The following is a 26542-nucleotide window of genomic DNA, read 5'->3' on the forward strand; positions in this document are numbered from 1 at the left end:
CGAGGGGTAATGATGCGCACAGAAGGTCGAGCCAAGCGCTTGCCACGCGCGGTGCGTGAGCGGCAGATCATGGACGCCGCCGTCGACGTGTTCTCGCGGCTCGGCTTCCACGCGGCGTCGATGGACGAGATCTCCGACGTCGCCGGCATCTCGAAGCCGATGCTCTACGCCTACCTCGGCTCGAAGGAGGAGCTGTTCGCGACCTGCATCCGGCGTGAGGCCACCCGGATGATGGAGGCCATCGCGACCGGCGTCGAGCCTGATCAGGAACCCGACGTGCAGCTGTGGAGCGGGCTCAGAGCGTTCTTCGGCTTCGTCGGCGAGAACCGGGCGAGCTGGCTCGTGCTGCACCGCCAGGCGTCGACCCAGGGCGGGCCGTTCGCGGTCGAGCTCACGGACATGCGCGGCCGGGCGGTGTCGCTGGTCGCGGCGCTGCTCACCCAGTCGACCAAGGCGCCCGCGACCAAGCTGGAGGCCGAGTCGCTGGCCGCCGCGCTGGTCGGGGCCGGCGAGTCGCTCGCGGAGTGGTGGCTCGACCACCCGGAGGAACCCGCCGGCGTCGTCGCGGCCCGCCTCATGAACCTCGTCTGGATGGGCTTCGGCGACCTCGTCGACGGCAACGTCTGGCATCCACCGTCACGGCGTTAGATCCTGGGCCGAGCCCAGCAGGTGGGGTCCTTTGCCCCACACCGCGAACTCCCAGCCGTCCTTCTCGACGGCGGAGAACTCGACGCGCCCCGGGATCAGCAACGGCTTCTTGAACCGGACGTCCACGGTCACGGCCTCTGGCAACCGGCCTTCCAGCGCGGCGAGGCAGCGCGCCTTCGTCCACATCCCGTGCGCGATCGCCCGCTTGAACCCGAACAGCTTGGCGCTCAACGGGTACAGGTGGATCGGGTTGCGGTCACCTGACGCCGCGCCGTACCGCCTGCCGATGTCCGCCGGCACCCGCCACACCGCCGACCCGACCGGCCGCTCCAGCTCCTCGCCCTGCCCCGAGGAGCCGCCGGTCCGCCTCAGGTAGGTCGAAACGCCTTCCCAGACACCGGAAACCGACGTCACCACATCGACCTGGGTGCCCTGCGGATGCGGCCGCAGATCGCGCGCGGACACCGTGATCTCCAACGGTTCGCACGACATCAGCGGCCGCGACTGCGTGATCCGGTTCGCGATGTGCACCAGGCCGGGCAACGGGAACGGGAAACCCGCACCGGTCATCAGCTTCATCTGCAACGGAAAACCCAGCACGTGCGGATAGGTCAGCGGCAACGCGTCGCGCAACCCGAACCCGCACACCGAGTTGTAGGCCGTCAGGTGCTTCAACGAGACGTCGACCGTGGCCGAAACAGGCTCAGCGGCCAGGGTTTCCCCGCGCCGGAACGACGTCAGTGCAGCGCGCAGCAACATCACGCCCCCAGCAACATCTGTCCACACACCCGCACGACGTTGCCGTTCACGCCACCAGAACCCGGCGACGCGAACCATGCCACGGTCTCCGCGACGTCGACCGGCAGACCGCCCTGCGACAGGCTGTTCATCCGCCGTCCGACCTCGCGCGTCATCAACGGGACGGCCGCGGTCATCTTCGTCTCGATGAACCCCGGCGCGACGGCGTTGATCGTGGCGCCACGAGAAGCCAGCGCAGGCGCCAACGACCGCACCATCCCGATCACGCCCGCCTTCGAGGTGGCGTAGTTGGTCTGGCCGACGTTGCCCGCGATGCCGGCGATCGACGACACCCCGACGATCCGCCCGCCGTTGCGCAGCACGCCGCCGTGCAGCAACGCGTCGTTGACCCGTTCCTGGCAGGCCAGGTTGACCTCGAGCACCGAGTCCCACAGCGAGGAATCCATGCGGGCCAACGTCTTGTCGCGCGTGATGCCGGCGTTGTGCACGACGACGTCCACACCGCCGTGGCGCTCCAGCAGGTACGACGTCAACCGGGCGGGATCGCCGGTGATGTCGAGCTGCAGCGCCGACCCGCCAACGGAGTTCGCGACCTTCGACAGCTCATCACCGGCAGCGGGAACGTCCAGGCAGACGACATGCGCCCCGTCGCGCGCCAACGTCGAGGCGATCGCCTCACCGATGCCCCGCGAAGCGCCCGTGACCAGCGCGACCTTGCCCTGCAACGTGCCGACGGCAGCGTTGTCAGAAACGTGGATGACCTGCCCGGACACGTACGCGGACCGTCCGGACAGCAGGAATCGGAGCGTCGACTCGACGCCGTCCTCCGCGCCGTCCGCCACGTAGACCAGGTTCGCCGTGCCACCCCGCCGCAGTTCCTTGCCGACCGACCGCACAAAGCCTTCGAGCGCCCGTTGCGCCACGGAGTCCGGGGACCGTCCGATGACGATCACCCGCCCGCACGGCCCGAGCTGCGTGATCACCGGGTGGAAGAAGTCGTGCAGCTGTCGCAGGTCGGAAACAGCCGCGACATCGGACGCGTCGAAGATCAGGACGCCGTAGGGGGCGGGCCCTGTTTCGAGCTGCTTCAGAAAGGGCAGCCGGGAGGCGCCGCCGACCAGCACCGGTGTGGCCAGGGCGGCGTCGCGGCGAAGTGGATGCGGGTTCGGCAGGCCGAGCCTGCGCACGAGCTGGCGTCCCAGCCCCGAAGAGGCGAACTTCTGATACCTGTCCACGTCGCATAACCTACTCGCTAGTAAGTCTACCCGCTAGTAGGTAGTATGCCGGTATGCGAGTAGCGATCATCGGCGGCAACCGCATCCCGTTCGCCCGCTCGAACGGCCCGTACGCCACCGCCTCGAACCAGGACATGTTCACCGCGGTGCTGGACGGTCTGGTCAGCCGCTTCGGCCTGCAGGGCGAGCGCCTCGGCGAGGTCGTGGCCGGCGCCGTGCTCAAGCACTCCCGCGACTTCAACCTCGTCCGCGAGTCCGTGCTCGGCAGCAAGCTCAGCCCCCAGACGCCCGCCTACGACCTGCAGCAGGCGTGCGGCACGGGTCTGCAGGCGATCATCGCCGTGGCCAACAAGATCGCGCTCGGCCAGATCGACGTGGGCATCGCCGGCGGCGTCGACACCACGAGCGACGCCCCGATCGGCGTGAACGAGAACTTCCGCAAGCTCCTGCTGGAGTTCAACCGCACCCGCAAGGTCAGCCTGCTCACCAGGCTGCGTCCCAGCCACGTCGTGCCGCACCTGCCGCGCAACGGCGAACCGCGCACCGGCATGTCCATGGGCGAGCACGCGGCGATCACCGCGGCCAAGTACGGCGTCACGCGTGAGGACCAGGACGAGCTCACCGCGCGCAGCCACCAGAACCTCGCCCGCGCCTACGACGAGGGCTTCTTCGACGACCTCGTCACCCCGTACCTGGGCCTGACCCGCGACCAGAACCTCCGCCCGGACAGCAGCGCCGAGAAGCTCGCCAAGCTCAAGCCCGTCTTCGGTGACACGATGACCGCCGGCAACTCCACGCCGCTCTCCGACGGCGCCTCCGCGGTCCTGCTCGCCACCGAGGAGTGGGCGCAGCAGCGCAAACTTCCGGTGCTGGCGTACCTGACCTTCGCCGAGACCGCCGCCGTCGACTACGTGCACGGCGACGAAGGCCTGCTGATGGCCCCGGTGCACGCCGCGCCGCGGATGCTCGACAAGGCGGGCCTCAAGCTGCAGGAGTTCGACTTCTACGAGGTGCACGAGGCGTTCGCGTCCCAGGTGCTCGCGACGTTGAAGGCCTGGGAGACCGACCTCGGCGAGATCGACCGCGCCAAGCTGAACGTCAACGGCTCGTCGCTCGCGGCCGGGCACCCGTTCGCCGCCACCGGTGCCCGAATCGTGGCGACCTTGGCGAAGTTGCTGCACCAAAAGGGAAGCGGGCGCGGGTTCGTGTCGATCTGCGCCGCCGGTGGGCAGGGAATCACGGCTATCTTGGAACGGTGACGCTGCAGAAGCTGCTGGAGTCCCACCGCGAAGACGTGCCCACCGCGGTCGCGCTCATCGCCCGAGGTGACGACGTCGAGTTCGCGGCGGTCGGTGAGGACACCCGCGAGTCGGTCTTCCCGATCGCCTCGGTGACCAAGCCGATCGTCGCCGCCGCGGCCATGCTCCTGGTCCAGGACGGCGGGATCGCGCTCGACGACCCGATCGCGAACTGGCTGCCCGAACTGGCCGACCCGGTGGTCGTCCGCACCCCGGACAGCGAGGTCGACGACGTCGTCCCCGCGACGAAACCGATCACCGTCCGGCACCTGCAGTCGTTCCGTTCCGGCTGGGGCTTCACCGCGGACTTCTCGCTGCCCACCACGCAAAAGCTCCTCGACTCGACGCACGTGGACGGCCGTGCGGACCTGCCGACCCCGGACGAGTGGCTCAAGCAGCTCGCCGAGGTGCCGTTGCTGCACCAGCCCGGCGACGGCTGGCTCTACAACACCGCGGCGGACGTCCTCGGCCTGCTGATCCACCGCGTCACGGGCTCGCTCCCGGACTTCCTCACCGAACGGATCTACCGCCCGCTGGGCATGACGAACACCGCTTTCGGCAGCGACGTCTTCCCGTCCGGAGCGGGTGGCCTGAAGTCCACTGTGGACGACCTATTGGCGTTCAATCGATTCTTGTTGTCCAGTGGCATGCTTTCGGTGCTGGCGAACGACACCACGACGGCCGAGGAGCGCGAGGCGGCGCAGATCTTCCTGGAAGGCCAGGGCTGGGGCTTCGGCGGCAGCGTCGACGTCTCCGAGATCGACCCGTGGAACGTCCAGGGCCGCTACGGCTGGGTCGGCGGCTCCGGCACCGCCGCACATGTGGTGCCAGCACAGGGAATGGTCACCGTTCTGCTCACCCGCACCGCCATGACGAGCCCCACCCCGACCGCGATCATGCGCGACTTCTGGCGGTACGCCGCCGAGTGAGACGCCGAGTAAGGCTTGCCGAACCGGACGGTCCTTCATGCACACTCTCTGAACCGCAGCGCTGCGGTACTGGGGGGTGGAGCGGATGCAGGTCGATCCCGAAAAAGATCCGGTGCTGGCCCGCGCGCTCGTCGGCACCCTCCGCGACGAGTGGCGCCCGGCGGCCGACGCGATGGCGTCCGCGAGGGAATGGGAACGCCGGACGTACATCGTGCTGACCTTGGCCGCGGCCGCCATCCGCCGAGTCGGGTGGCTGGAGAAGTGGCGCAAGGCCAGGCCAGGCGATCTCGACGCGGCCGCGGTGCACCACGCGATGGAGTCGCTCCAAGCTAGCTCGTAGCGATCGTCTTCTCGATCCACTGGTGGTGCGGCGCAACGGCGGTGTAGACGATCCAGCCCTCACCACCACACGGCCCAATCGGTCCACGGCTGGTCACCGCGACAACCTTGCCGTCGACGACCGCCGGCGTACCCGAGTCACCGTTGCACGCGGTGGCCTCCACGGACTGCTCGACGCAGATCTCGTCGTCACCACCGCACTGGCCGAGCACCTTGGTGTCGAGCTGCTTGAGATGACGCGGCGAGGTCGCGTTCTCCTGCGCGTCCATGCCCCAGCCCAGCAACCGGATCGGCCCGGACACCGGCATCGGCCCAGCCGTCAGCGGCGCCTCGAGCACCGGATGGGCGAGCTTGATCAGGCCGATGTCGCCGTAGTCGCCCTCGTGCACGCTCTCGACCTCGACCACGGTGCCGCCCGTCAGCCGGTCGTTGGACCCGACCCGGACCGGGCTGCCCTTCTGCACCGTCGGCAGGCAGTGCTTGGCCGTCACGACCCACTGCGAGGCGATCAGGCCGCCACCACAGCCGTGCCCGTTGTCCTGGTGCCCGAGATCAGCGATCCACGTGTGGCTCTCGGTCGCCGTCTCCCCGCCGATGATCGCGTGAGCAGGCACGATCGACGCCATGGTGGCCGCCCCGACGGCCATTCCGATCAGCAAGTTCCGCATGGATCGGAACGCTATGCATCGGCTTCGTCAGCGCGGATCACGCCGCAGCATGATCCGCGCGTCAGACTTCAGAACTACGGCTGCACGGCGGCGAAGAACTTCTTGGCCAACTCACGCACGGCCACCCGGCACTGCTCTTCGTCGATCGTGGCGTCGCTGGTCCGGATCACGGTGAGCACGGCGTTCTCGTCGAGAACCTCCAAGCCGCAGGCTGTGGAGTGCTTCTCCTGCCAGCGCGCATCTGAGCCGATTTTCACCCCGGTGTCCTGTAGGTGCAGGTCCACGATGACCCGCTGGGATTTGCCTGCCGGAAGTCGTTCGGCTGCGGGGACGGCAGGTCTCCGCCCATCTTCTGCTTGATGTCCAGGCAGGACTTGAACATCGCCTGCGTGCGGCCAGCCCTGATCGGGAAGCTTCTTCAGGTCGAGATGATCAAGCGGCACGAGCCCGACCCTAGTGATGCGCCGGGCCCCGCGCAGGTGATCTGGGTAATCGAGTCGTCGCGCTCGGTGACCTAGTCGAGCAGTGACCAGGCGGCCGTGCAGGACGCGGCCACGGTGATCTGCTGCGCCTTGAGGTTCAGCTGGTCGACCATCCCCGCGGGGCCGGCCATCTCGAACGACGCGGCGCCGCTCATCATCCGCGGCGAGTAGTGCGCACCGCCCTCGGTGTCGCCGATGCGCAGCAACGGGCCGAGTCGCCGCCCCAGCGCTGTCGCGTAGCCCTCGGCGCGCCGCAACGCGTCCGCCACGGCCTTCTGCTGCGCGTCGCGGATGGCCTCGGTGTCGTCGACGAGCGTCCACGACGGTCCGTTGACCCAGGAGGGCTCGGCCTGCACGAGTTCGGCCAGCAGGCCGTCGAGCTTGTCGAGGTCCTTCACCCAGATCACGTACTGCTGGGTCGCGCGGCTGCCGACGCGCTGGTTGTTGTCCCAGTTGTCGTGCACGGACAGTTGCCGCGACCGCACCTCGAAGTCCTCGAGCAGCGGTTCGACCGCGGAGATGCGCTGGTTGAGCGTGCTCACCGCCTCGGAGCGTTCGGCACCGAGCGCCTCGAACGTCACGTCCACCTGGGCGCGGTCGGCGGTGCGCTCGACCTCGCCGGTCCCCTTCGTCACGACTTCAGCCACGCGGCCCAGCCAACCGGTGCCCCGGTTCATCCGCAACTATTACGCTCTATTGCTCAATCACTAGAAAGTCGAATACATCGGCATCCGGAGCCACTTCGAGGTTCGTCTGCGCGTCTCTACTGCGGGCCCTAGAAACGCCGATACGGTGCGAGGCATGGACCCGGTGCGCAACCCGTTCGCCCCCGGTGCAGGCCAGAGGCCTCCTGAGCTCGCCGGCCGGGACAAAGAGGTCGCCGCCTTCGAGGTGGTGCTCGAACGCGTGGCCCGCGGCCGTCCCGAACGCAGCCTCGTGCTGACCGGACTGCGCGGCGTCGGCAAGACGGTGCTGCTCGGCGAGCTGCGGTCCATGGCGGTCAAACGCGGGTGGGGCGCGGGCAAGGTCGAGGCCCGGCCGGAGGCTGACCTGCGGCGACCACTGTCGGCAGCGCTGCATCGGGCGATCAGGGATCTCGCGGTCCGGCACCGGGCGCCGGACCGGGTCGAGGCGATCCTGGGCGTGCTGAAGGCGTTCGCGCTGAGAGCGGCACCGGACGGCGCCAAGCTGCGGGATCGCTGGCAGCCCGGCATCGACGTGCCGGCGGCGACCGGGCGCGCGGACTCCGGTGACATCGAGATCGACCTGGTGGAGCTGTTCACCGACGTCGCCGAGCTCGCGCAGGACGTCGGCACCGGCGTCGCGCTGCTCATCGACGAGATGCAGGACCTCAAGCCGGACGACATCAGCGCGTTGTGCGCGGCGTGCCACGAGCTCTCCCAGCTCGGCGCGCCGCTCGTGGTCGTCGGCGCGGGCCTGCCGCACCTGCCGGCGGTGCTGTCCGCGAGCAAGTCGTACTCGGAGCGGCTCTTCCGGTACGTCCGCATCGACCGGCTCAGTCGTGAGGACGCCGATCGGGCGGTGCTCGCCCCGGTCGAACGGGAGGACGCGGGCATCACCGACGAGGCGCTCGACGCGTTGTTCGACGCGTCCGGCGGCTACCCGTACTTCATCCAGGCCTACGGCAAGGCCGCCTGGGACGCCGCGCCGGTCGATCCGATCAGTGCGCTGGACGTCTCCATGGCCGCTCCGGAGGCCGACGCCGAGCTGGCCGTCGGCTTCTTCGGCTCCCGATACGAGCGTGCAACGCCTGCTGAACGCGAGTATCTCCGGTCGATGGCCGAGTTGACCGACGGAAAGGATGCGGGGGTCAACACCGCCCAGGTGGCCGACCACCTGGGTCGCAAGCCCTCCTCGCTGTCGCCCGCGCGGGACTCGCTCATCAAGAAAGGCCTGGTCTACAGCGCGGAACGGGGTCAGATCGCCTTCACCGTGCCGCACTTCGGCAGGTTCCTGCTCGGTCGCGAGGACTGACAACGGCTCCCTATCGTTGTCCGGTCGTTCACGTTGTCAGCCGATGATTCATCGGCCTGTGCCCCAACTCACCGGATAATCGCGTGCGTTTGCGGGTAGGAGGGTGCATACTTGGGTTACCAACCAAACAGACCTCCGAGAGGGAAGTGCAGACCGAGATGAACTTCGCAGCGAAGCTCCGCGCCCGTCGTGCCGAGGCGCGTAACCGGAAGGCCGTGGCTCGCGCGATCGACATGGCCACCACCCCGGCCATGCGTCACGAGCTGATGGCCATCGCCCAGGCTCAGGTCACCACCCTGCGCTGACTTTCGACCCGGCACTCGCACGGCGCCCCGTCGCGAGTGCCTCCCTACGGGAACCCCTGGAGCACCTCCCGCGCTCCAGGGGTTTCATTCTGTTAAACGTGATCCACGCCACAGTATAATGGCGTTGTAACAGCGCACGTCGGTCCGCCGATGTCACTGTTGACCTCGCGGTGCTGTCGGACCCCCGACCTGGCAGCACCGCGAGGTTTCTTGTTTGCTGGGGACATGAAGATCGCCGTGCTCGGCACCGGCCTCATGGGTGCCCCCATCGCAGCCAACCTCGCCGCAGCCGGACACGAAGTCCGTGCCTGGAACCGCACGCGAGCGAAGGCGGAACCTCTTGCCGCCCAGGGCGTGGTCGTCACCGACTCTCCGGCTCAGGCCGTCGAGGGCGTGGAGATCGTCCTGACCATGCTCAACGACGGTGCCGCCGTCACCGAGACCATGAACGCGGCCGCGGAGGCGTTGCCGCACAACGCCGTCTGGATCCAGGCGTCCACGGTCGGCGTCGACGCGATCGACGACCACATCGCGCTCGCCCGTTCGCTCGGGCTGGACTTCGTCGACGCCCCGGTGCTGGGCAGTGTGAAACCGGCGACCGAGGGCAAGCTCGTCGTGCTCGCTTCTGGTGCGTCCGAGCTCCGCGACCGCGTCCAGCCGGTGTTCGACGTGATCGGCGCCCGCACGATGTGGGTGGGCGAAGCCGGTTCGTCGTCCCGGTTGAAGCTCGTCGCGAACAGCTGGGTGCTCGCGCTGACCGCCGCGGTCGGTGAGGCCGTGTCGCTCGCCGAGGCGTCCGGGCTCGATCCGAAGCTGTTCCTGGAAGCCGTTTCCGGCGGTGCGATGGACTGCGCGTACCTGCAGATGAAGGGCAACGCGATCATCGAGCGGGAGTTCCCGCCGGCCTTCACCGTGCAGAACGCGCTGAAGGACGCGCTGTTGGTGCGCGAAGCGGCCGTGCGCGCCGGTGTGGAGCTGGACGTGGCTATGGCCTCGGGTGCCCGCCTGAACCGCGCGGTCACCCGAGGCCATGGCGACGAGGACATGGCCGCCGCCTACTTCGCCAGCTTCAAGGACTAGTTTCCGACCGACCAGGCGCCCTTGGCTGGGGTCCAGTAGAAGGTGGAGTTCTCGAAGGTCTGCATGCGCCCACCGGGTTCGCCGGTCCAGTCCTTCTCGGCTTCCTTGGGGTAGCCGTGGGTGTGCTCGTCCCCGGTGGTGCCGAACTTCTGCAGGATGTCGCCGTACACCGGGTACGCGCTCGTGCGTGCCGACCAGTACCAGATGCCGTTCTGGAACTTCTGCCAGCGGCCGTTGTTCGCGCCGACGGCCTCCTCCATGAGCGGGTATCCCCAGCGGTGCTCATCGCCGTTGTTCATGAAGTTGGTGAGGATCTCCCCGAACACGGGGAACGCGCCGGTGCTGGAGGTCCAGTAGAAGTTGGCGTTCTGGAACTTCTGCCAGCGGCCACCGGGTGCGCCGGGCTGCTCGTCGTTGACCGGGTAGCCCCACCGGTGTTCGTCACCGGTGTTCATGAACTTGGTGAGGATCTCGCCGTAGACCGGGTGGGCGTTGAGGGCGGGGGTCCAGTAGATGTTGCCGCGCTGGAATCCCTGCCACCGGCCGCCGGGTGCGCCCGGCTGCTCGTTGCTGATCGGGGCGCCGACGACGCTGTTCTCCGCGCCCATCGCCCGCCACTTCACGCCGATGTCGCCGTAGACCGAGATGCGGACCTCGTCGAGCATCTGCCTGGCCTTCGCCTCTGCCTGGTCGTAGCGGGCGGGGCAGCACGAGCGCTGCACCTTGTCCGCGAGCAGACCCGCGCTGAGGTTCGGGTACTTCGGTTCGACGCGTTGCGCTTCGGCGAAGAAGCGGTCGGCGGCGTAGTCGACGTTCATGATCTGTTCGGGAGTGCCCCAGCCCTGTGAGGGCCGTTGCTGGAACACGCCGAGCGAGTCGCGGTCACCGCAGTTGAGGTTGTTCATGTGCGACTCGACCCAGCCGGCTTCGAACCCGGCGAGCATCACCTTGGCCGACACACCGCGCCGGACACCGACGTTGTGGACGATCCGGGTGACGTTGAGGTCGCGGTTGGCGGGAACCGCGCAGGCGGCCTGCATCTCGGCGTTGGAGACGTGTGCCGGTTCGGCTTGGGAGACACCGGCCAACGGCAGCAGGGACAGGACAGCGATCGCGACAGTGGTGGTCGTCTTCATGGCCATCACCCGTTCGCCACGGACCAGGCGCCCTTGGCGGGGGTCCAGTAGAAGGTGGAGTTCTCGAAGGTCTGCATGCGGCCACCGGCCTCGCCTGCCCAGTCCTTCTCGGCTTCCTTGGGGTAGCCGTGGGTGTGCTCGTCGCCGGTGGTGCCGAACTTCTGCAGGATGTCGCCGTAGACGGGGTAGGCGCTGGTGCGGGCGGACCAGTACCAGATGCCGTTCTGGAACTTCTGGTAGCGGCCGTTGTTGGCGCCGGGCGCTTCTTCCATCAGCGGGTAGCCCCAGCGGTGCTCGTCACCGTTGTTCATGAAGTTGGTGAGGATCTCGCCGAAGACGGGGAACGCGCTGGTGCTGGAGGTCCAGTAGAAGTTGGCGTTCTGGAAGCCCTGCCAGCGGCCGCCGTGCGCACCAGGAGACTCGTCGTTGACCGGGTAGCCCCAGCGGTGCTCATCACCGGAGTTCATGAACTTGGTCAGGATCTCGCCGTACACCGGGTGGGCGTTCGTGGCCGGGGTCCAGTAGATGTTGCCGCGCTGGAAACCCTGCCAGCGACCGCCGGGCGCGCCGGGCTGCTCGTTGTTGATCGGGCTGCCGACGAGGCTGTTGTCCGCGCCCATCGCACGCCACTTCGTGCCGATGTCGCCGGCGACGTTGTACGAGATGATGCCGTTGTAGCGGATCGGCGTGTACTTGGCGGCGGTCGCGGCCGACCAGTTGCGCTCGACCGTGGCGGCACCGTTCGGGCCGGCCTGCTCACGGACCCGCGGCATGGTCCGCGCGCCGTCCGCCCAGCCGATGAACAACGCGGTGTGCTGTCCCGGCCAGTTCAGCGCGTCGCCGGGCTGCAGGTCAGCGCGGTTGATGGTGTGCGAGACCTCGTGCAACGTCGAGGTCGTGTAGGAGTGGTGCAGGCCCCAGATCATCGACAGGTAACCGCTGCAGTCGGTGCGGTACGAGCCGAACTGGTTGGAGTGGCACGCGCTCTGGCTGTACGGCACCCGCGCCTGGATCCAGGTCGTGGATCTGGCGAGGGCTTCGTCCCTGGCTGTCTGCTTGCCCGCGGGGTAGGTCCCGCAGTTGAACATCACGCTCATGTCGTCAGCCGTGGCCACGTTCGCCATTCCCATGACGAGCGCGACGGCGACCGCACTGGTTCCGAGCAGCTCTCGAATCTTCATTTCCGATCTCCCTCTTCAGGCTTGGCTGAAGATTCGCGGGCTCGTCTGCAAGGCCTCTCCAAGTCCGCTGCAAGAGACCTGTAGTCCCGCCGATCGGCCGGTCCGTTGAGACGCTCGCGCTGGCTAGCTTCAGGTGCGTGAACAGACTCGTACGCTCCCTGCTGGCGTTCGGCCTGGCATCGGCACAGGTCCTGGCTGTCGCCTCGGTCGTGTCCGCCGCCCCGGACATCAAGGACCGGATCGCCGCACTGCCCGGCGTCCGGATCATCAGCGAAGGGACGTCCGGCACCGCGCGGACGTTCGTCCTCGGCATTCAGCAGCCCGCGGACCACCACCGGCCGCGCGGGACGAAGTTCGAGCAACGCTTCTCGTTGCTGCACAAGGACGACGCCAAACCGATGGTGCTGCACACCACCGGCTACGGCCTGCCGGGCACGATCGGCGCGTCCGAACCGGCGCGGCTCGTCGACGGCAACCAGCTCAGCGTCGAGCAGCGGTTCTTCACGCCCTCACGCCCGGCGCCGGCCGACTGGGACGACCTGAACATCTGGCAGGCGGCCAACGACCACCACCGGATCGTGCTGGCGTTCAAGAAGATCTACCGCGCCAAGTGGCTCTCCACGGGTGCGAGCAAGGGCGGTATGACGTCGATCTACCACCGCCGCTTCTTCCCGCGCGATGTCGACGCGACCATTGCTTACGTCGCGCCGAACGACGTGGTGAACGACCGCGACGTGTACGGCGAGTTCATCCGCAACGTCGGCAACGACCCGACGTGCAACAAGCGGCTCGAGGGCGTGCAGCGGCAGATCCTGCAGCACCGCGACGAGATCGTTTCGCGCCTGGAAGCCAAGGGCTACACGTACAAGCAGTTCGGCAGCGCGCACCGGGCGTTGGAGATCCTGGTGCTCGACACGCCGTTCACGTTCTGGCAGTACGGCACTCAGGAGCAGTGCGCTCTGGTTCCGGGCGCCGCGGCCTCGGTGGACGACCTCTGGACGTTTATGGAGAAGACCGTGGGCTGGGACTTCTACACCGACGCGGGCGTGGCGCCCTACGCGCCGTACTACTACCAGGCCGGCACGCAGCTCGGCTGGCCGGAGGCGGACGAGTCGGCGGTGCGCGACCTGCTGCGCTACCCCGGTGTCTCGGTGCCGCGCTCGATGGTGTCGCCGGAGATCAGGTTCCCGCGTTTCGACCGTTCCGCCATGCGTGACGTCGACTCGTGGGTGCGCTATCAGGGTTCACGGCTGCTGTTCGTGAACGGCCAGAACGACCCGTGGAGCGCCGAACCGTTCCGCCTCGGTCCGGGCACGCGCGACTCGCTGTCGTTCGCGGTGCCGGGCGGCAACCACGGCTCCAACATCGCGAAGCTGCCCGAGAAGGAACGCGCCGCCGCAACGGCCGCCGTGCAGCGCTGGGCCGGCGTCTCCGGCGTTGTCTCTTCTCTCGCCGTGAGCGACGACCCCGACTCGCTCGACGCACTGCGAGCGCGCCGGGGCTGAGGCACTCTGAGGGCGTGAAGCCGTTGCTCGTGGTCGATGCTGCCAACGTCGTGGGATCAGTGCCCGACGGGTGGTGGCGCGACCGGGCGGGCGCGGCCGAACGCCTCCGCGACGCGTTGAGCGGCCGCGACGAGGAAGTGGTCCTCGTCGTGGAAGGCAAGGCGCGCAACGTGTCCAGCATTCCTGACGTCCGCGTGGTCTCCGCCGCCGGCGACGGCGACGACACGATCGTCGAGGTGGTCCGTTCCGAGGGCGCCGGCCGGTCGGTGACGGTGGTGACCGCCGACCGCGAGCTCCGGCGGCGGGTGACAGCGCTGGGTGCCGAGGTGGCAGGGCCCACCTCGGTGCCGCGCCGCTAGATCCGGAAGAGCCGTTCGAGGATCTGGGCGACGCCGTCCTCGGTGTTCGGCGGGGCGTGGTTGCTGCACGCCTGCTTGACCACCGGGTGCGCGTTGCCCATCGCATACGCCGTGCCGGCCCACCCGAGCACCGACAGGTCGTTCGGCATGTCCCCGAACGCGATCACCTCGTGCTTGCCGATTCCCCTTGCACCGCAAAGAGATTCCAGCGTGGCCGCCTTCGAGACGCCGGGCGGGCTGATCTCCAGCAGCCCGAGCCCGCCGGAGTGCGTGACCGTGACGTGCTGCCCGACGGCTTGCTTGGCGATCTCCATCATGTGGTCGCTCTCGGAGTCCGGCGCCCAGGCGAGCATCTGCACGACCTGGTGCGCCTCCTCGAAGACGTGGTCGAGCAACTCCAGTGTCCGATGTGGATTGTTCGCGCTGAACCCCTTGAACGCGGGCTCGCACAACACTTCCAGCCCGGTCTCGACCGCGATCCCCACGTTCGGGATCACCTCCGCGAGCGCCTCCGACACCTTCCGCACGACGTCGAACGGCACCGTCTGCGCGTGCGTGACCTCCCGATTCGTCAGGTCGTAGATCATCGCGCCGTTGGAGCAGATCGCCGTCCCGGTGAGGTCGAGGTCCTGCACGAACCGCGGCGGCCTCGCGGTCACGACCACGACGTCCGCGTCGACGGCGTTGAGCGTGGCGCGGGTGCGGTCGCTGAGCACCCCGCCCGGCTGCAGGAGCGTGCCGTCGAGGTCGGTCGCGATCAGCCTGATCATCGGCCGATTATCGGCCACCCAACGGCGCCGTGGTGGTGAGCACCTGGACCGAGCTTCTCGGGCAAGATCGATCCATGACCCATCGAATTGACGACATGCCGTTGCCGGTTTGGCTGCCTTCGTCCGGTTCCGGCCCCGGCATCGTCCTGATCCAGGAGATCTTCGGCCTGGACGGATACCTGCAGGGCATCGCCGAGAAGCTCGCCGCGCTCGGCTACGTCGTGGCCGTGCCCGAGCTGTTCCACCGCTTCGAGCCGGGCTGGGTGGGTGAGCACGACGAGGCCGGCATCCAGAAGTCGATGGAGGTCGTCGGGAAGCTCGACTTCCCGCTGGCCGTGCAGGACGTCGTGGCGTCGGTCGAGTACCTGCGCGGCCTGCCAGAGGTCACCGGTGGCGTCGGCGTGCTCGGGTTCTGCCTCGGCGGCACCCTGGCCTACGCGGCGGCCACCGCCTCCGACCCGGACACCGCCGTCTCGTTCTACGGCTCTGGCGTGCCGGACCAGATCGACACGCTGGACCACGTGTCCTGCCCGATCCTGTTCCACTTCGGCACCGAGGACTCGTTCATCACCGGGTACCAGAAGGTCGTGGACGCGGTGGCCGCGCACGAGGGCGCGGAGATCCACCTGGAGCCTGCGGGCCACGCGTTCCTCAACCACCTGGCGCCCTGGTACGACGAGGACGCCGCCGGCCGGGCCTGGGACCTGACCGCGGCGTTCCTCGCGCGCACGCTTCCCGCCTAGGCGATGCAGGGCACCGCGAGCTGCTGCGAGAAGAACCTCTCCAGCGGCTTGCGGTGCAGGCGGTGTTCCACGGCGATCAGCTCGTTCTTGCGGTAGTGGCTGATCTGGGTGCTCGTGACCACGAAGCCGCGGCGTTCGGTCGTCGGCATCTCGTCGTAGAGAAGCGCGTGCTGTCCTTGCGGGACAACGACGTCCGCCAGCCCGTCCGGGATCTCGCTGGCCCGCATGGCGATGGTCGCCGCGAGCGCGTCCGGCCGGTTGCGCAGTCTGCGGTGCGGCCACGGCACGCCGTGGTGTTCGGCCTCCAGCATCCGGTGCAGCGCCCTGGCCGAGTGCCGGATCGCTTTGATCGAGTCACCGCTGACGACGTGCGCGTGCGGCGCGTCGAGGGTCGTGTCCCTGCGGAAGCCCGCGCACACGATGACCTTGTCGTACCGCAGCTCGCCGGTGCCGTCGATCGTGGCGACGAACTCGTTGCCGTCCTTGACGATCCGCTGCACCGTCCGCCCCACGGTGTGCGTGACCCTGGCCGTCGCCGCGATGTTGTCCGCCGTCTCGAACGCGCTGTGCCCGCGTCCGATGATCAGCACCCGCCTGCCCGCGTACTCGGTCGGATCGGTGCTGGCACTCGCGTACGTCTCGGCGAGCTCGATGCCCGGAATTGCCGGCAGGTAAGGCTTCTTGCCGGTCGCGATGATCACGTGCCGCGCCCGGTACTGGTCCACGTGGCTGACCGTCGTGTTGTAGCGGACGTTCAACGGCCGCGCGAAATCCTCCAAATACCGCACCAGATCGTCCGCGTTGGGGAAAGACCGCTTGCTGTACCGCGAAAACGGCGCACCTTCGAACAACGAGTTGTCGTCCGTGGAAAGCACGCGATGCCGCGGGAACGTCCGGAAGAAGCTCGCCGGCTCCGCCCCCGCCTCGACGATCAGGTACTCGCGGCCCGCGCGGTGCAGGAAGCGCCCCATCTGCAGGCCCGCCGGACCCGCACCGATCACCAGGTACTCCACCATCACACGCACCTCCCGGCGTCCTCTACGCCAAACACGGCGCAAAGGTTCAGACGGGCGGTTACCGTCCATCATCGTGGATTCCGGCCTGCTTTGGTCAATCAAAAGGCACATAGGCCTCGTTGTGCTGATCGGCCTAACCGTCTTTGCTGCGGCCGCAGCGCTTCTCTGGGCCGCGCTGGGCTTTCCGACCGCGTCAAACGCCAGGCTCGACATCATCAAGGTCGCGCTGACCGTGGTAGCGGGCGTGGGCGGCGTGGTCGCACTCGTCGTGGCTTATCGAAAACAACGCATCAGCGAGTCCGCCGAAACCCGCGAACGAACCAAGCTGCTCAACGAACGCTTCGGCGCCGCCTGCAACCAGATCGGCAACGAGGCCCCGACCATCCGCCTGGCCGGCATCTACGCGATGGCCTCACTGGCCGACGAATGGCCCGAACAGCGCCAGGTCTGCATCAACGTCCTGTGCGCCTACCTGCGCGTCCCGTACGAGCCGGCCCTCGACTCGGAGTGGTACCACGACGCCGAGTCCGAGGTGCGCCTGACGCTCACCAGCGTGATCGCCCAGCACCTCCGCGCCGGCGCCCCGGTCAGCTGGCAGGGCCACGACTTCGACCTGGTGCGCGCGGTGCTGCGGTCGGCCGACTTCGCGGGCATCGTCATCCCGGCCGGCACGTTCTTCCTCAGCCTGGCGCGCTTCCCCGGCGGCTGGATCTCGTTCGACGGCATGAAGGTGTGCGGCGGCGAGGTGTGGTTCGGCGGCGCCTCGTTCGACGGCGCGCGCGTGACGTTCGACAAGGCGGAGTTCAGCGGCGGGCGGGTGCGGTTCGAGGGCGCGGAGTTCAACGCCGGCGAGGTGTCGTTCCGCGGGGCCCGGTTCGCGGGCGGGGAGGTGGACCTGTCGGAGGCGGAGATCACCGTGATGCCGGTGTTCGACGAGGGCGAGAAGCCGGGCCTCAAGCTGCCGTCCACATGATGGACATCGGAATGGACGCCCTGTCTCACCGTGTTGGATACGGTCGTGACGACTGTGAAGCGCCGTGCCCGTGTCCGTGCCCCTGAGCTGGTCGGACGCGGCTGGCTGAACACCGGTGACACCACGGTCAGCCTCAAGGACCTGCGCGGCAAGATCGTGCTGCTCGACTTCTGGACGTTCTGCTGCATCAACTGCCTGCACGTCCTGGACGAGCTGCGCCCCCTCGAGAAAGAGCTGGAGGACGTCCTCGTCACGATCGGCGTGCACTCGCCGAAGTTCGTCCACGAGGCCGACGCCGAGGCGCTCAAGGCGGCCGTCGAGCGCTACGAGGTGCATCACCCGGTCCTCGACGACCCCGAGCTCACCACCTGGCAGAACTACGCGGTCAAGGCGTGGCCGACGCTCGTGCTGGTCGACCCCGAGGGCTACGTCGTGCACGTCGCCGCTGGTGAAGGGCACGTCGAGGCGCTCAGGACGATCATCAGGGAACTGGTCGAGGAGCACGACGCGAAGGGCACGTTGCACCGCGGCTCGGGGCCGTACGTCGCGCCGGAGCCCACGAGCACCACGCTCCGGTTCCCGGCCAAGGCCATCGTCACGCCGCGCAACACCATCCTGGTGAGCGACTCCGCCCACCACAGCATCGTGGAGCTGGAAGCGGACGGCGAGACCGTCATCCGCCGCATCGGCACCGGCGAACGCGGCAAAGAAGACGGCCTCAACCCCACCTTCTCCGAGCCGGCCGGCCTCGCGAACGTTCCCAACACACACGGCTACGACGTCGTCGTCGCGGACACCGTCAACCACCTCATCAGGGGCCTCAACCTCGAAACGGGCGAGGTCACGACGCTCGCGGGCACGGGCGAGCAGTGGCGCGACGGTGAGACCGACGGGCCCGCCGACAAGATCGACCTCACCAGCCCGTGGGACGTCGCGTGGTGGAACGGTGGCGTGGCGATCGCCATGGCCGGCAACCACACGCTCGGCTTCTTCGACCCCGACCAGAACACCGTCAGCAGGCTTGCCGGCACCACGGTCGAAGGCATCAACGATGGTCCGGCGCGGGAGGCCTTCTTCGCGCAGACGTCCGGGCTGGCCGCGGACGGCGACAGGCTCTGGATGGTCGACTCCGAGACCAGTGCGCTGCGGTACCTCGAGAACGGCGAGGTCCACACCGTCATCGGCAAGGGCCTGTTCGCGTTTGGACACAAGGACGGCGACGCCGAGGAAGCGCTCCTGCAGCACCCGCTGGGCGTCACCGTCCTCAATGACCACTCGCTCGCCATTTCGGACACCTACAACAACGCGATCAGGCGCTACGACCCCGAAACGAAGACGCTGACCACCATCGCGACGGACATCGCCGAGCCGTCCGACGCACTCGTCGTCGACGACGAGCTGGTGGTCGTGGCCAGCGCTGCTCATCGGCTCGAGCGGTTCTCCGCGGCCGCCACGAAGATCGACGGCAAGGAGCACGCGGTCAAGCGGCCGTCCACCGACATCGCGTCCGGGGAGATCGAGCTCGCGGTGGTCTTCACGCCGCCGACCGGGACCAAACTGGACGAAAGGTACGGACCGTCCACTCGGCTGGAGATCACCAGCTCACCGCCGGAGCTGATCCTGGAGGGCGCGGGTGTCAGCACCGAACTGGTACGGGCGTTGCGGATCAACGATCAGGTCACGAACGGAGTTCTGCACGTAGTAGCGCAGGCGGCCAGTTGCAGTGACGATCCGGCCGACGAACACCCGGTCTGCCGTCTGACCAGGCAGGACTGGGGGGTTCCAGTTCGAGTTGTTGCCGATGCACCTACCCGGCTGCCGCTGCTCATGGGCGGCATGGACGAGGCTGGTCCAGCAGGCACGTAGACTCTGCTGGTGCCTGATGTCAAGCTCGAGATCCAGATGCTGTACGACCGCGTCATGGTGCGTATTTCGCCGGAGGACGGCGAGCGGCGTTCCAGTGGTGGCATCGTGATCCCCGCTACGGCCCAGATGGCGAAGCGGTTGGCGTGGGGTGATGTGTTCGGGGCTGGTACCAGCGTGCGGCACGTGAAGGTGGGCGACCGGGTTCTGTTCAACCCGGAAGATCAGCTTGAGGTCGAGGTGCACGGCACCACGTATCTCGTGATGAGGGAACGCGACCTGCACGCTGTGGCAAGTGAGCTCACCGAGCACGGTACTGGTCTGTACCTATGAGCCGCCGGTAAGAGATCTGCGCCTGATAGCTACATACACATATGCCGCCTCAGGAGAGACAGGGCAACGGGGAGAGCTGTGCCGTACGACGCTGAAAAGACTAGAGCGATGCCGCCGGTCAATCCCGGAGGCACCGCCTCCGAGCAGACGACGAAGATCGGCCCAGTGACCACCGGTGCGCCTCCCGAGGCGTGGCCTTCCGAGGAACCGGACAGCGAGCCGACCGTCACCGCGGCCGTGCCCGGCGTCGGGTTCCCGGCCAGCGAGGACGCGACCGAGTACATGGCGCCGGTGGCCCCGCCACTGCCGCAGCCGGAGGACTCGGGCGTCTACGGGCCGGTGATGATCGAGCCCGGCGAGGACGACGAACAGCCGAAGAACAACAAGAAGAAGATCCTGATCGTGGCCGCGGCAGTGGTCGGGGCGTTCGGCCTGCTCTACGGCCTGGACATCCTCGTCTCCAGCGGCAACGTGCCCCGCGGCGTGACCGTGGCGGGCGTCGACGTCGGCGGCATGGGTCACGACGAGGCCGAGAAGAAGCTGCGCGACGAGATAGGCCCGCGGCTGAGCAAGCCGGTCGCGCTCAAGGCCGGTGACATCACCACCGAGCTCGATCCCAAGGCAGCGGGTCTGGAGCTCGACTGGAACGGCACGATCGACCGTGCCGGCAGTCAGCCGCTCAGCCCGATCACCCGCGTGACCTCGTTCTTCACCAGCCGTGAGGTCGGCGTCGCGACGAAGGCGGACGACGCCAAGGTCTCCGGGGCGCTCGAGGCCATGCGCCCCAAGCTCGACCACGACCCGATCGAGGGCACCATCAAGTTCGAGGGCGCCAACCCGGTCGCCGTCGAGCCGCACGACGGCCAGAAGCTCAAGACGGAGGACGCCGCGAGCACGGTCGTCGCGAACTGGGCGTCCGGCAACCCGATCGAGGTCCCGATGGACTTCACCCCGGTGAAGACGACCAAGGAGGGCGTCGAGAAGGCGCTCAACGAGATCGTCAAGACCGCGGTGTCCGGTCCGGTCGTCATCAAGGGCGAGGGCAAGGACGCGACGCTCACGCCGGAGCAGATCGGGGCCACGCTGGCCTTCGCTCCCGGTGAAGGCGGCGCGCTGACCGTCACGCCGAACAAGGACAAGCTCGCCGAGGTGACCACGCCGCAGCTCAAGGACACGGTCAAGCAGGGCAAGGACGCCGAGATCGTCTTCGAGGGCGGCAAGCCGACCGTCAAGCCGTCGGTGGACGGCCTCGACCTCGACTGGGACAAGAACCTCCAGCCCTACTTCGACACGCTGAAGAAGACGGACGCGCGCGAGGTCAAGTTCGAGTACAAGCACACGCCCGCGAAGGTCACCACCGAGCAGGCGAACAAGATGGGCATCAAGGAGGTCATCGGCGAGTTCCAGACCGGTGGCTTCGCCCCCGCCTCCGGCGTCAACATCCGGGTCGTCGCCCAGAAGGTCAACGGCGCGATCGTGAAGCCCAAGGAGACGTTCAGCCTCAACAAGTACACCGGCCCCCGCGGTACCGCGCAGGGCTACGTCGAGGCGGGCATCATCGAGAACGGCATCCCCGGCATGGCGGTGGGCGGCGGTATCTCGCAGTTCGCGACCACGCTCTACAACGCGTACTACTACGCGGGCATGAAGGACGCGGGCCACAAGGAGCACAGCTACTGGATCACGCGGTACCCGAAGGGCCGCGAGGCCACCGTGTTCATGGACGGCGCGGGCAACAGCCTGATCGACATCGCGTTCACGAACCCGGACGACACGGGCGTCGCCATCCAGACGATCTGGACCGGCTCGTCGATCAAGATCGTGCTCTGGGGCACCAAGAACTACGACGTCACGGGCTCCACCAGCGGCGATTTCAACCCCACCCAGCCGCAGGAGAAGAAGGTCAGCAAGGCCGGGTGCTCGCCGAGCAACGGCGCTCCTGGCTTCTCGGTGACGGACACCCGCACGATCACGGACCGCCGCAACGGCCAGTCCCGCAGCGAGTCGCGCACGGTTCGCTACGACCCGCAGTTCAAGATCATCTGTGAGCCGCCGCCCGGCGGCTGAGCAACATTCAGGTTCACCGTGGCCACGCGGGGGTATTCACCCCTTCGTGGCCACTGTTGCGCAACAGGCGCGAAGACATCCCGTCGTCCAGACCCTCGGGCGGGCGGGAATGGTGCTGTACGGGGTCGTGCACGTCCTGGTGGCGTGGCTGGCGATCCAGGTCGCGTTCGGTGACTCCGAACAGGCCGACTCGAAAGGCGCGGTGAGCGACATCGCCCAGGGCGGCGCCTGGGTGCTGTGGACGCTCGCGATAGGGCTGGTGTTCTTCGCGCTGTGGCAGCTGTTGCTCGCCTTCGTGGGCTACACCTACATCGGCAAGAAGCGGAAGCGGATCTCCAAGCGCATCGGCTCCGCCGCCCGCGCCATCACCGCGACCGGTATCGCGCTCGGTGCCTTCAAGTACGCGACGAGCGGCAGTTCCGGCGACCAGAACCAGCAGCAGCAAGAACTCACCGCGCAGGTGCTCGCGTTGCCCGCCGGTCAGTTCATCGTCGGCGCGATCGCGATCGGCATCCTCTGCGTCGCCGGCGTGATCATCTACAAGGGAATCAAGAAGTCCTTCGAGAAGGACCTCGACATGAGCCGTGCGCCGTCGTGGATCGAGCCCGTCGGCCGGATCGGCTGGATCGGCAAGGGCGTTGCGTACGGCGTGATCGGTGTCCTCGTAGGACTCGCCGCGATCAACGCGGATCCCCAGCAGTCCGGTGGCATGGACAAGGCGCTGAAGACGTTGGCAGCACAGCCTTACGGCATGTTCCTGCTCAGTGCGGTCGCGATCGGCATCGCCGCGTTCGGCGTGTACTGCTTCGTCGCCGCACGCGCGCTCAAGGAGTGAAGGTTCGCTGACCGCAGCCGTCCCCGCGTTGCCGGATTCCGCTGCGGCAACACGGGGACGGCCTGCATGATGCGCGCATGCAGCGCAAATGGAGCCTCCTGGTCGCCACGGCGGCATTGCTGACATCTACTGCCGCATCCACAACTCCGGCCGTCGTCGCCGCGCCCGAGCCGCCCGGTGTCCAGTCCACCGGGATGCAGCCGGCCGAGACCGGCGGGTACGCCGGTGCCAGCTCCGCGAGCAGCGGCGCCAGATCCGGCGACTTCACCGGTGACGGGTTGCCGGACATCCTCGCGAGACAGGCCGACAACGGCGTGCTCAAGATCTACCCGCACGGCAACAACTTCGACGGCGGCTTCGACACCTTCCAGCCCGCCGTGACCATCAACCACGGGTGGGGCGGCTTCCGCTGGATCGGTGCCGGCCGGATCACCGACGACCAGCTGGCCGACGTGGTCAGCATCGACAGCGGGGGCACGATGCGGGTCTACCCGCACTCGGGGACCTTCGACGGCCTCAACACCCTCGGCCCGTCGTACGTCCTCGGCACCGGCTGGAACATCAACGACCTGGTGCTGCTTCACGACTTCAACGGCGACGGCCGCGACGACATCATCGCCCGCCGGGTGAACACCGACATGGCGTACATCTACCGCCACCTCGGCAACTTCGGTGGGGTAGCGCGGTACAGCGCACCGGAAGCGCTGATGTACGGCGTCAGGTACGTCGTGGACATGAACATGGCAGATGTCACCTTCGACGGCTCCCCCGACCTGTTGTACCTGGACCCGGCCGACACGCTGAAGGTGTTCTCGTTCCGCGAGGAGGCCAACTACACCCTCGGCCACGGGTTCACCACGCTCAACTTCGTCGGTGTCAGCGCGTACAGCGGTGACGCCTGGCCAGACCTGATCGGCAGGCGGCACAACGGCGAGCTGGTCGGCTACCGGCACTCGCAGACGTGGAACCCGGCCAACCCGATCGCGACGTTCCAGGCGCCGACCCTGATGGGCTACGGCTGGAACACCAACAACGTCATCAGCTGACCGAACCGGGGGAAAGAAAAGCCATGCGAAGAAGAACCTGGATCGCCGCCGCGGTCGTCGCCCTGTCCGTCACCGGCCTCGCCATGCCGGCGACCGCTGAGCCCGGCACTTCGCCCCGTCCGTCGGGTGATGTGACCGGCGACGGCAAGTCCGACATCACCGCGCGCACCTCCGACGGACGGCTCGTCGTCTACCCGCAGATCGACGGCGGCAACTTCGGCGCGCCGGTGACGATCGGCTACGGCTGGCGCGACGTGAACTACCACTGGATCGCCACCGCCAGGGCCGACGGTGCCGGCCCGAGCGACGTCGTCGCCTCCGACCACGACGGCAACCTCTGGCTCTACCCGAACGCCGGTTTCAACGGCATCGCGACGCTGCGCCAGCGCGAGATCGCCGGCAAGAACTTCTGGTACCACGCCGACGGCTGGGGCAAGGCCGTGATCCGCACGGTCCGCGGCGACGGCCTCGACGACATCGAGAAGATCTACGCCAGCGACAACGAGACCTCGCTCTACCACTACCAGAACAAGCTCGTGTACGGCGCCGACCACTTCGAGCAGTTCGGCATCGACCGGGAGAGCAAGGGCCGAGTCGTCTGGACGCAGTACTCGGAGGTGCCCGGCTCGGTGACGAGGGGCCCGCACCGCGACCGGATCGTCGAGTACGCGAACGGCAGGCTCGCGGTGCAGAAGTTCGAGGTCGAGAACAGCACCGGCCGCGTCCGGGAGATCACGATCGGCTGGGGCTGGGACACGCTGGACTCGTTGATGCTCAAGGAGATCAGCGGCGACGGCATCCCCGACCTGTTGGGCCGCAGGAAGAGCGACGGCGCGTTGGTCGCGTACGTGCACAGCGGCCGGTTCGACGAGAGCGACGTCTACAACACCTATCTGGCCCCGCGAGTGCTCAGCACGGGCTGGTACACCGTCGACCAGATCTCCTGACGAGGCAATGAAAAACGGGCCCGCGCACCTCGGGCAGGAGGTGCGCGGACCCGTTGTCGTTGAAGCGCCTAGAAGACGCTCTCGTCGATGTCCATCAGCGCGTTGTCGGTCTGCTCGGCGATCTTGCGACGGGCGGTGAGCTCCGGCAGCACGCTCTTCGCGAAGAACGACGCCACGGCGATCTTGCCCTCGTAGAACGCCTTGTCCTTGGCCGACGGCGTGCCCGCGAGCTTCTGCAGCGCGACCTCCGCCTGGCGCAGCAGCAGCCAGCCGACGAGGACGTCACCCGCGGTCATCAGCAGGCGGACCGAGTTCTGGCCGACCTTGTAGAGGTTGCGGACGTCCTCCTGCGAGGTGGTCAGGAATCCGACCAGCGCGCCGAGCATGCCCTGCAGGTCTTCGAGACCCTGCTTGAGCAGCGCCCGCTCCTCCTTCAGACGGCCGTTGCCGCCCTCGTTGTCGAGGAACGTCTGGATCTCGCCGTTGATGAAGCCGAGCGCCTGGCCCTTGTCGCGGATGATCTTCCGGAAGAAGAAGTCCAGCGACTGGATGGCCGTGGTGCCCTCGTACAGCGAGTCGATCTTCGCGTCGCGGATGTACTGCTCGATCGGGTACTCCTGCAGGAAGCCCGAGCCGCCCAGGGTCTGCAGCGACTGCGCCAGCTGCTCGTACGCGCGCTCCGAACCGACGCCCTTGACGATCGGCAGCAGCAGGTCGTTGACCTTGGCCGCCAGCTTCGCGTCGTCGCCGCCGAGCATCACCTTGTCCTGCTGAGTGGCGGCGTACAGGTACACCGCGCGCAGGCCCTCGGCGTACGCCTTCTGCAGCATCAGGCTGCGGCGCACGTCGGGGTGGTTGGTGATGGTGACGCGCGGGGCGGTCTTGTCCGTCATGCGCGTCAGGTCGGCGCTCTGCACGCGCTCCTTGGCGTAGGACAGCGCGTTCAGGTAACCGGTCGACAGCGTCGCGATGGCCTTGGTGCCGACCATCATGCGGGCGTACTCGATGACGTCGAACATCTGCGCGATGCCGTCGTGCACCTCGCCCAGCAGCCAGCCCTTGGCGGGCACGCCGTGCTGGCCGAACGTCAGCTCGCACGTGGTGGACGCCTTGAGGCCCATCTTGTGCTCGACGTTGGTCACGAAGGCGCCGTTGCGCTCGCCCAGCTCGCCGGACTCGGGGTCGAAGTGGAACTTCGGCACCAGGAACAGCGACAGGCCCTTGGTGCCCGGCTTCGCCTCGATGCCTTCGCCCTCGGGACGCGCCAGGACCATGTGCATGATGTTCTCGGTGATGTCCTGGTCAGCGGACGTGATGAAGCGCTTCACGCCCTCGATGTGCCAGGTGCCGTCGTCCTGCTTGATGGCCTTGGTGCGGCCGGCGCCCACGTCGGAACCGGCGTCCGGCTCGGTGAGCACCATCGTGGCGCCCCAACCGCGGTCGATCATCAGCTGCGCCCACTGCTTGTCGCGCTCGGTGCCGTTGTTGTAGACGACCGTCGCGAAGCTGGGGCCCGCCAGGTACATGTAGACCGCCGGGTTCGCACCGAGCAGCAGCTCGGACGCGGCCCAGGTGACCGACGGCGGGGTGCCGAAGCCGCCCAGCTCGTTCGGCAGGAACAGGCGGTACCACTCGCCGTCCCACACCGCCTGGTACGACTTCTTCAGCGACTCCGGCAGGGTCGCCGTGTGCGTCGCGGGGTCGAACACCGGTGGGTTGCGGTCTGCGTCGACGAAGGAGTCCCCCAGGACACCCTCCGCGAGGTTCTTCACCTCGGCCAGCACGCTGCGCGCCGTGTCCTCGTCGGACTGCTCGAACGGCCCCGTGCCGAGGTGGTCCTGCACGTTGAAGACCTCGAACAGGTTGAACTCGAGATCCCGGACGTTGCTCTTGTAGTGGCCCATCTCGTCAGCTCACTCCTCAGGGTCGCGGCGGGGTCGCCTACTGACCGGTAACAACAGAGTATTACCCGACAGTAACCCCGGCAAGGGCGACCACCCACTGGTGGCGAATCAGACACTTCCGCAACC

27 protein-coding genes are annotated in these 26542 nt (G+C 67.8%); 17 read left to right on the plus strand and 10 right to left on the minus strand.

The window, feature by feature from the left end:
• Positions 1 to 9 precede the first annotated feature (9 nt).
• Positions 10 to 648, plus strand: a complete 639-nt coding sequence (locus ACWGE0_RS34775; protein WP_406601489.1) for a TetR/AcrR family transcriptional regulator — start codon at positions 10 to 12, stop codon at positions 646 to 648.
• Here the strand turns inward: ACWGE0_RS34775 and ACWGE0_RS34780 are convergent.
• Both ACWGE0_RS34780 and ACWGE0_RS34785 read right to left on the minus strand, forming a co-directional pair.
• Positions 637 to 1407 (minus strand): MaoC family dehydratase, encoded by a 771-nt coding sequence (locus ACWGE0_RS34780; RefSeq protein WP_452265130.1) that lies wholly within the window; start codon positions 1405 to 1407, stop codon positions 637 to 639. The two genes, ACWGE0_RS34775 and ACWGE0_RS34780, sit on opposite strands and share 12 nt — an antisense overlap.
• The gene (locus ACWGE0_RS34785) at positions 1407 to 2642 is read right to left on the minus strand and encodes a 3-oxoacyl-ACP reductase (protein ID WP_452265131.1); all 1236 of its coding nucleotides are present in this window, start codon (positions 2640 to 2642) and stop codon (positions 1407 to 1409) included. The genes ACWGE0_RS34780 and ACWGE0_RS34785 overlap by 1 nt, the downstream gene beginning before the upstream one ends.
• A gap of 53 nt (positions 2643 to 2695) precedes the next feature.
• Here ACWGE0_RS34785 and ACWGE0_RS34790 point away from each other — a divergent pair, with 53 nt between their 5' ends.
• The 3 genes from ACWGE0_RS34790 to ACWGE0_RS34800 all read left to right on the plus strand — a co-directional run bounded on the left by ACWGE0_RS34790 (position 2696) and on the right by ACWGE0_RS34800 (position 5209).
• Positions 2696 to 3901, plus strand: coding sequence for an acetyl-CoA C-acetyltransferase (locus ACWGE0_RS34790; protein ID WP_452265132.1), 1206 nt, complete (start codon positions 2696 to 2698; stop codon positions 3899 to 3901).
• Positions 3898 to 4869 (plus strand): serine hydrolase domain-containing protein, encoded by a 972-nt coding sequence (locus ACWGE0_RS34795; protein ID WP_452265133.1) that lies wholly within the window; start codon positions 3898 to 3900, stop codon positions 4867 to 4869. The genes ACWGE0_RS34790 and ACWGE0_RS34795 overlap by 4 nt, the downstream gene beginning before the upstream one ends.
• Before the next feature lie 85 nt (positions 4870 to 4954).
• The gene (locus ACWGE0_RS34800; protein WP_452265134.1) at positions 4955 to 5209 is read left to right on the plus strand and encodes a hypothetical protein; all 255 of its coding nucleotides are present in this window, start codon (positions 4955 to 4957) and stop codon (positions 5207 to 5209) included.
• Here ACWGE0_RS34800 and ACWGE0_RS34805 read toward each other — a convergent pair.
• From ACWGE0_RS34805 to ACWGE0_RS34815, 3 genes are all read right to left on the minus strand, one after another.
• A complete protein-coding gene (locus ACWGE0_RS34805) occupies positions 5199 to 5876 on the minus strand; it encodes a S1 family peptidase (RefSeq protein ID WP_452265135.1) in 678 nt (225 codons plus the stop codon). The genes ACWGE0_RS34800 and ACWGE0_RS34805 overlap by 11 nt on opposite strands.
• 74 nt (positions 5877 to 5950) lie before the next feature.
• Positions 5951 to 6319, minus strand: a complete 369-nt coding sequence (locus tag ACWGE0_RS34810; protein ID WP_452265136.1) for a hypothetical protein — start codon at positions 6317 to 6319, stop codon at positions 5951 to 5953.
• A gap of 71 nt (positions 6320 to 6390) precedes the next feature.
• Positions 6391 to 7005, minus strand: coding sequence for an SIMPL domain-containing protein (locus ACWGE0_RS34815; protein WP_452265137.1), 615 nt, complete (start codon positions 7003 to 7005; stop codon positions 6391 to 6393).
• A 154-nt stretch (positions 7006 to 7159) separates the two neighbouring features.
• Between ACWGE0_RS34815 and ACWGE0_RS34820 the strand changes: the two genes are divergently transcribed.
• The 3 genes from ACWGE0_RS34820 to ACWGE0_RS34830 all read left to right on the plus strand — a co-directional run bounded on the left by ACWGE0_RS34820 (position 7160) and on the right by ACWGE0_RS34830 (position 9738).
• Entirely contained in the window at positions 7160 to 8353 is a 1194-nt protein-coding gene (locus ACWGE0_RS34820) for an AAA family ATPase (protein ID WP_452265138.1), read from the plus strand.
• A 158-nt stretch (positions 8354 to 8511) separates the two neighbouring features.
• Positions 8512 to 8658 carry a hypothetical protein gene (locus tag ACWGE0_RS34825; protein ID WP_167969512.1) on the plus strand — a complete coding sequence of 49 codons (147 nt, stop codon included), beginning with the start codon at positions 8512 to 8514 and terminating at the stop codon, positions 8656 to 8658.
• Positions 8659 to 8883: 225 nt separating this feature from the next.
• A complete protein-coding gene (locus ACWGE0_RS34830) occupies positions 8884 to 9738 on the plus strand; it encodes an NAD(P)-dependent oxidoreductase (RefSeq protein WP_452265139.1) in 855 nt (284 codons plus the stop codon).
• Here the strand turns inward: ACWGE0_RS34830 and ACWGE0_RS34835 are convergent.
• Both ACWGE0_RS34835 and ACWGE0_RS34840 read right to left on the minus strand, forming a co-directional pair.
• Positions 9735 to 10874 carry an LGFP repeat-containing protein gene (locus tag ACWGE0_RS34835; protein WP_452265140.1) on the minus strand — a complete coding sequence of 380 codons (1140 nt, stop codon included), beginning with the start codon at positions 10872 to 10874 and terminating at the stop codon, positions 9735 to 9737. The genes ACWGE0_RS34830 and ACWGE0_RS34835 overlap by 4 nt on opposite strands.
• A gap of 5 nt (positions 10875 to 10879) precedes the next feature.
• Entirely contained in the window at positions 10880 to 12055 is a 1176-nt protein-coding gene (locus tag ACWGE0_RS34840) for an LGFP repeat-containing protein (protein WP_452265141.1), read from the minus strand.
• 137 nt (positions 12056 to 12192) lie between these two features.
• Between ACWGE0_RS34840 and ACWGE0_RS34845 the strand changes: the two genes are divergently transcribed.
• Positions 12193 to 13560 (plus strand): S28 family serine protease, encoded by a 1368-nt coding sequence (locus ACWGE0_RS34845; RefSeq protein WP_452265142.1) that lies wholly within the window; start codon positions 12193 to 12195, stop codon positions 13558 to 13560.
• A gap of 14 nt (positions 13561 to 13574) precedes the next feature.
• A complete protein-coding gene (locus ACWGE0_RS34850; RefSeq protein WP_319964883.1) occupies positions 13575 to 13919 on the plus strand; it encodes a PIN domain-containing protein in 345 nt (114 codons plus the stop codon).
• On the opposite strand, the gene ACWGE0_RS34855 is transcribed toward ACWGE0_RS34850, so the two are convergent.
• Positions 13916 to 14689, minus strand: coding sequence for an HAD family hydrolase (locus ACWGE0_RS34855; protein ID WP_452265143.1), 774 nt, complete (start codon positions 14687 to 14689; stop codon positions 13916 to 13918). The two genes, ACWGE0_RS34850 and ACWGE0_RS34855, sit on opposite strands and share 4 nt — an antisense overlap.
• 74 nt (positions 14690 to 14763) lie before the next feature.
• On the opposite strand from ACWGE0_RS34855, the gene ACWGE0_RS34860 reads away from it, so the two are divergent.
• On the plus strand, positions 14764 to 15432 hold the full coding sequence (locus ACWGE0_RS34860; protein ID WP_452265144.1) for a dienelactone hydrolase family protein: 669 nt from the start codon (positions 14764 to 14766) through the stop codon (positions 15430 to 15432).
• Here ACWGE0_RS34860 and ACWGE0_RS34865 read toward each other — a convergent pair.
• Entirely contained in the window at positions 15429 to 16448 is a 1020-nt protein-coding gene (locus ACWGE0_RS34865; protein ID WP_452265145.1) for an NAD(P)-binding domain-containing protein, read from the minus strand. The two genes, ACWGE0_RS34860 and ACWGE0_RS34865, sit on opposite strands and share 4 nt — an antisense overlap.
• Positions 16449 to 16569: 121 nt before the next feature.
• Here ACWGE0_RS34865 and ACWGE0_RS34870 point away from each other — a divergent pair, with 121 nt between their 5' ends.
• From ACWGE0_RS34870 to ACWGE0_RS34900, 7 genes are all read left to right on the plus strand, one after another.
• A complete protein-coding gene (locus ACWGE0_RS34870; protein WP_452265146.1) occupies positions 16570 to 17421 on the plus strand; it encodes a pentapeptide repeat-containing protein in 852 nt (283 codons plus the stop codon).
• 45 nt (positions 17422 to 17466) lie between these two features.
• Entirely contained in the window at positions 17467 to 19287 is a 1821-nt protein-coding gene (locus ACWGE0_RS34875; protein WP_452265147.1) for an NHL domain-containing thioredoxin family protein, read from the plus strand.
• Between the two features lie 36 nt (positions 19288 to 19323).
• Positions 19324 to 19617 carry a GroES family chaperonin gene (locus tag ACWGE0_RS34880; protein ID WP_319965040.1) on the plus strand — a complete coding sequence of 98 codons (294 nt, stop codon included), beginning with the start codon at positions 19324 to 19326 and terminating at the stop codon, positions 19615 to 19617.
• A 282-nt stretch (positions 19618 to 19899) separates the two neighbouring features.
• The gene (locus ACWGE0_RS34885; RefSeq protein ID WP_452265179.1) at positions 19900 to 21684 is read left to right on the plus strand and encodes a VanW family protein; all 1785 of its coding nucleotides are present in this window, start codon (positions 19900 to 19902) and stop codon (positions 21682 to 21684) included.
• A 46-nt stretch (positions 21685 to 21730) separates the two neighbouring features.
• On the plus strand, positions 21731 to 22519 hold the full coding sequence (locus tag ACWGE0_RS34890) for a DUF1206 domain-containing protein (protein ID WP_452265148.1): 789 nt from the start codon (positions 21731 to 21733) through the stop codon (positions 22517 to 22519).
• A gap of 77 nt (positions 22520 to 22596) precedes the next feature.
• Positions 22597 to 23565, plus strand: a complete 969-nt coding sequence (locus ACWGE0_RS34895) for an FG-GAP repeat domain-containing protein (RefSeq protein WP_452265149.1) — start codon at positions 22597 to 22599, stop codon at positions 23563 to 23565.
• Positions 23566 to 23588: 23 nt separating this feature from the next.
• On the plus strand, positions 23589 to 24512 hold the full coding sequence (locus tag ACWGE0_RS34900; RefSeq protein WP_452265150.1) for a hypothetical protein: 924 nt from the start codon (positions 23589 to 23591) through the stop codon (positions 24510 to 24512).
• 68 nt (positions 24513 to 24580) lie between these two features.
• On the opposite strand, the gene ACWGE0_RS34905 is transcribed toward ACWGE0_RS34900, so the two are convergent.
• A complete protein-coding gene (locus tag ACWGE0_RS34905; RefSeq protein WP_452265151.1) occupies positions 24581 to 26416 on the minus strand; it encodes an acyl-CoA dehydrogenase in 1836 nt (611 codons plus the stop codon).
• Positions 26417 to 26542 lie beyond the last annotated feature (126 nt).

It is taken from the genome of Lentzea sp. NPDC054927 (assembly GCF_053610285.1).

Coding starts and splice junctions, on each gene's coding strand:
- ACWGE0_RS34885 (WP_452265179.1), top strand. CDS start 19,900: ATGGCGCCGGTGGCCCCGCCACTGCCGCAGCCGGAGGACTCGGGCGTC.
- ACWGE0_RS34790 (WP_452265132.1), top strand. CDS start 2,696: ATGCGAGTAGCGATCATCGGCGGCAACCGCATCCCGTTCGCCCGCTCG.
- ACWGE0_RS34825 (WP_167969512.1), top strand. CDS start 8,512: ATGAACTTCGCAGCGAAGCTCCGCGCCCGTCGTGCCGAGGCGCGTAAC.
- ACWGE0_RS34855 (WP_452265143.1), bottom strand. CDS start 14,689: ATGATCAGGCTGATCGCGACCGACCTCGACGGCACGCTCCTGCAGCCG.
- ACWGE0_RS34780 (WP_452265130.1), bottom strand. CDS start 1,407: ATGTTGCTGCGCGCTGCACTGACGTCGTTCCGGCGCGGGGAAACCCTG.
- ACWGE0_RS34895 (WP_452265149.1), top strand. CDS start 22,597: ATGCAGCGCAAATGGAGCCTCCTGGTCGCCACGGCGGCATTGCTGACA.
- ACWGE0_RS34865 (WP_452265145.1), bottom strand. CDS start 16,448: ATGGTGGAGTACCTGGTGATCGGTGCGGGTCCGGCGGGCCTGCAGATG.
- ACWGE0_RS34835 (WP_452265140.1), bottom strand. CDS start 10,874: ATGAAGACGACCACCACTGTCGCGATCGCTGTCCTGTCCCTGCTGCCG.
- ACWGE0_RS34775 (WP_406601489.1), top strand. CDS start 10: ATGATGCGCACAGAAGGTCGAGCCAAGCGCTTGCCACGCGCGGTGCGT.
- ACWGE0_RS34805 (WP_452265135.1), bottom strand. CDS start 5,876: ATGCGGAACTTGCTGATCGGAATGGCCGTCGGGGCGGCCACCATGGCG.
- ACWGE0_RS34860 (WP_452265144.1), top strand. CDS start 14,764: ATGACCCATCGAATTGACGACATGCCGTTGCCGGTTTGGCTGCCTTCG.
- ACWGE0_RS34905 (WP_452265151.1), bottom strand. CDS start 26,416: ATGGGCCACTACAAGAGCAACGTCCGGGATCTCGAGTTCAACCTGTTC.
- ACWGE0_RS34800 (WP_452265134.1), top strand. CDS start 4,955: ATGCAGGTCGATCCCGAAAAAGATCCGGTGCTGGCCCGCGCGCTCGTC.
- ACWGE0_RS34900 (WP_452265150.1), top strand. CDS start 23,589: ATGCGAAGAAGAACCTGGATCGCCGCCGCGGTCGTCGCCCTGTCCGTC.
- ACWGE0_RS34840 (WP_452265141.1), bottom strand. CDS start 12,055: ATGAAGATTCGAGAGCTGCTCGGAACCAGTGCGGTCGCCGTCGCGCTC.
- ACWGE0_RS34830 (WP_452265139.1), top strand. CDS start 8,884: ATGAAGATCGCCGTGCTCGGCACCGGCCTCATGGGTGCCCCCATCGCA.
- ACWGE0_RS34820 (WP_452265138.1), top strand. CDS start 7,160: ATGGACCCGGTGCGCAACCCGTTCGCCCCCGGTGCAGGCCAGAGGCCT.
- ACWGE0_RS34880 (WP_319965040.1), top strand. CDS start 19,324: ATGCTGTACGACCGCGTCATGGTGCGTATTTCGCCGGAGGACGGCGAG.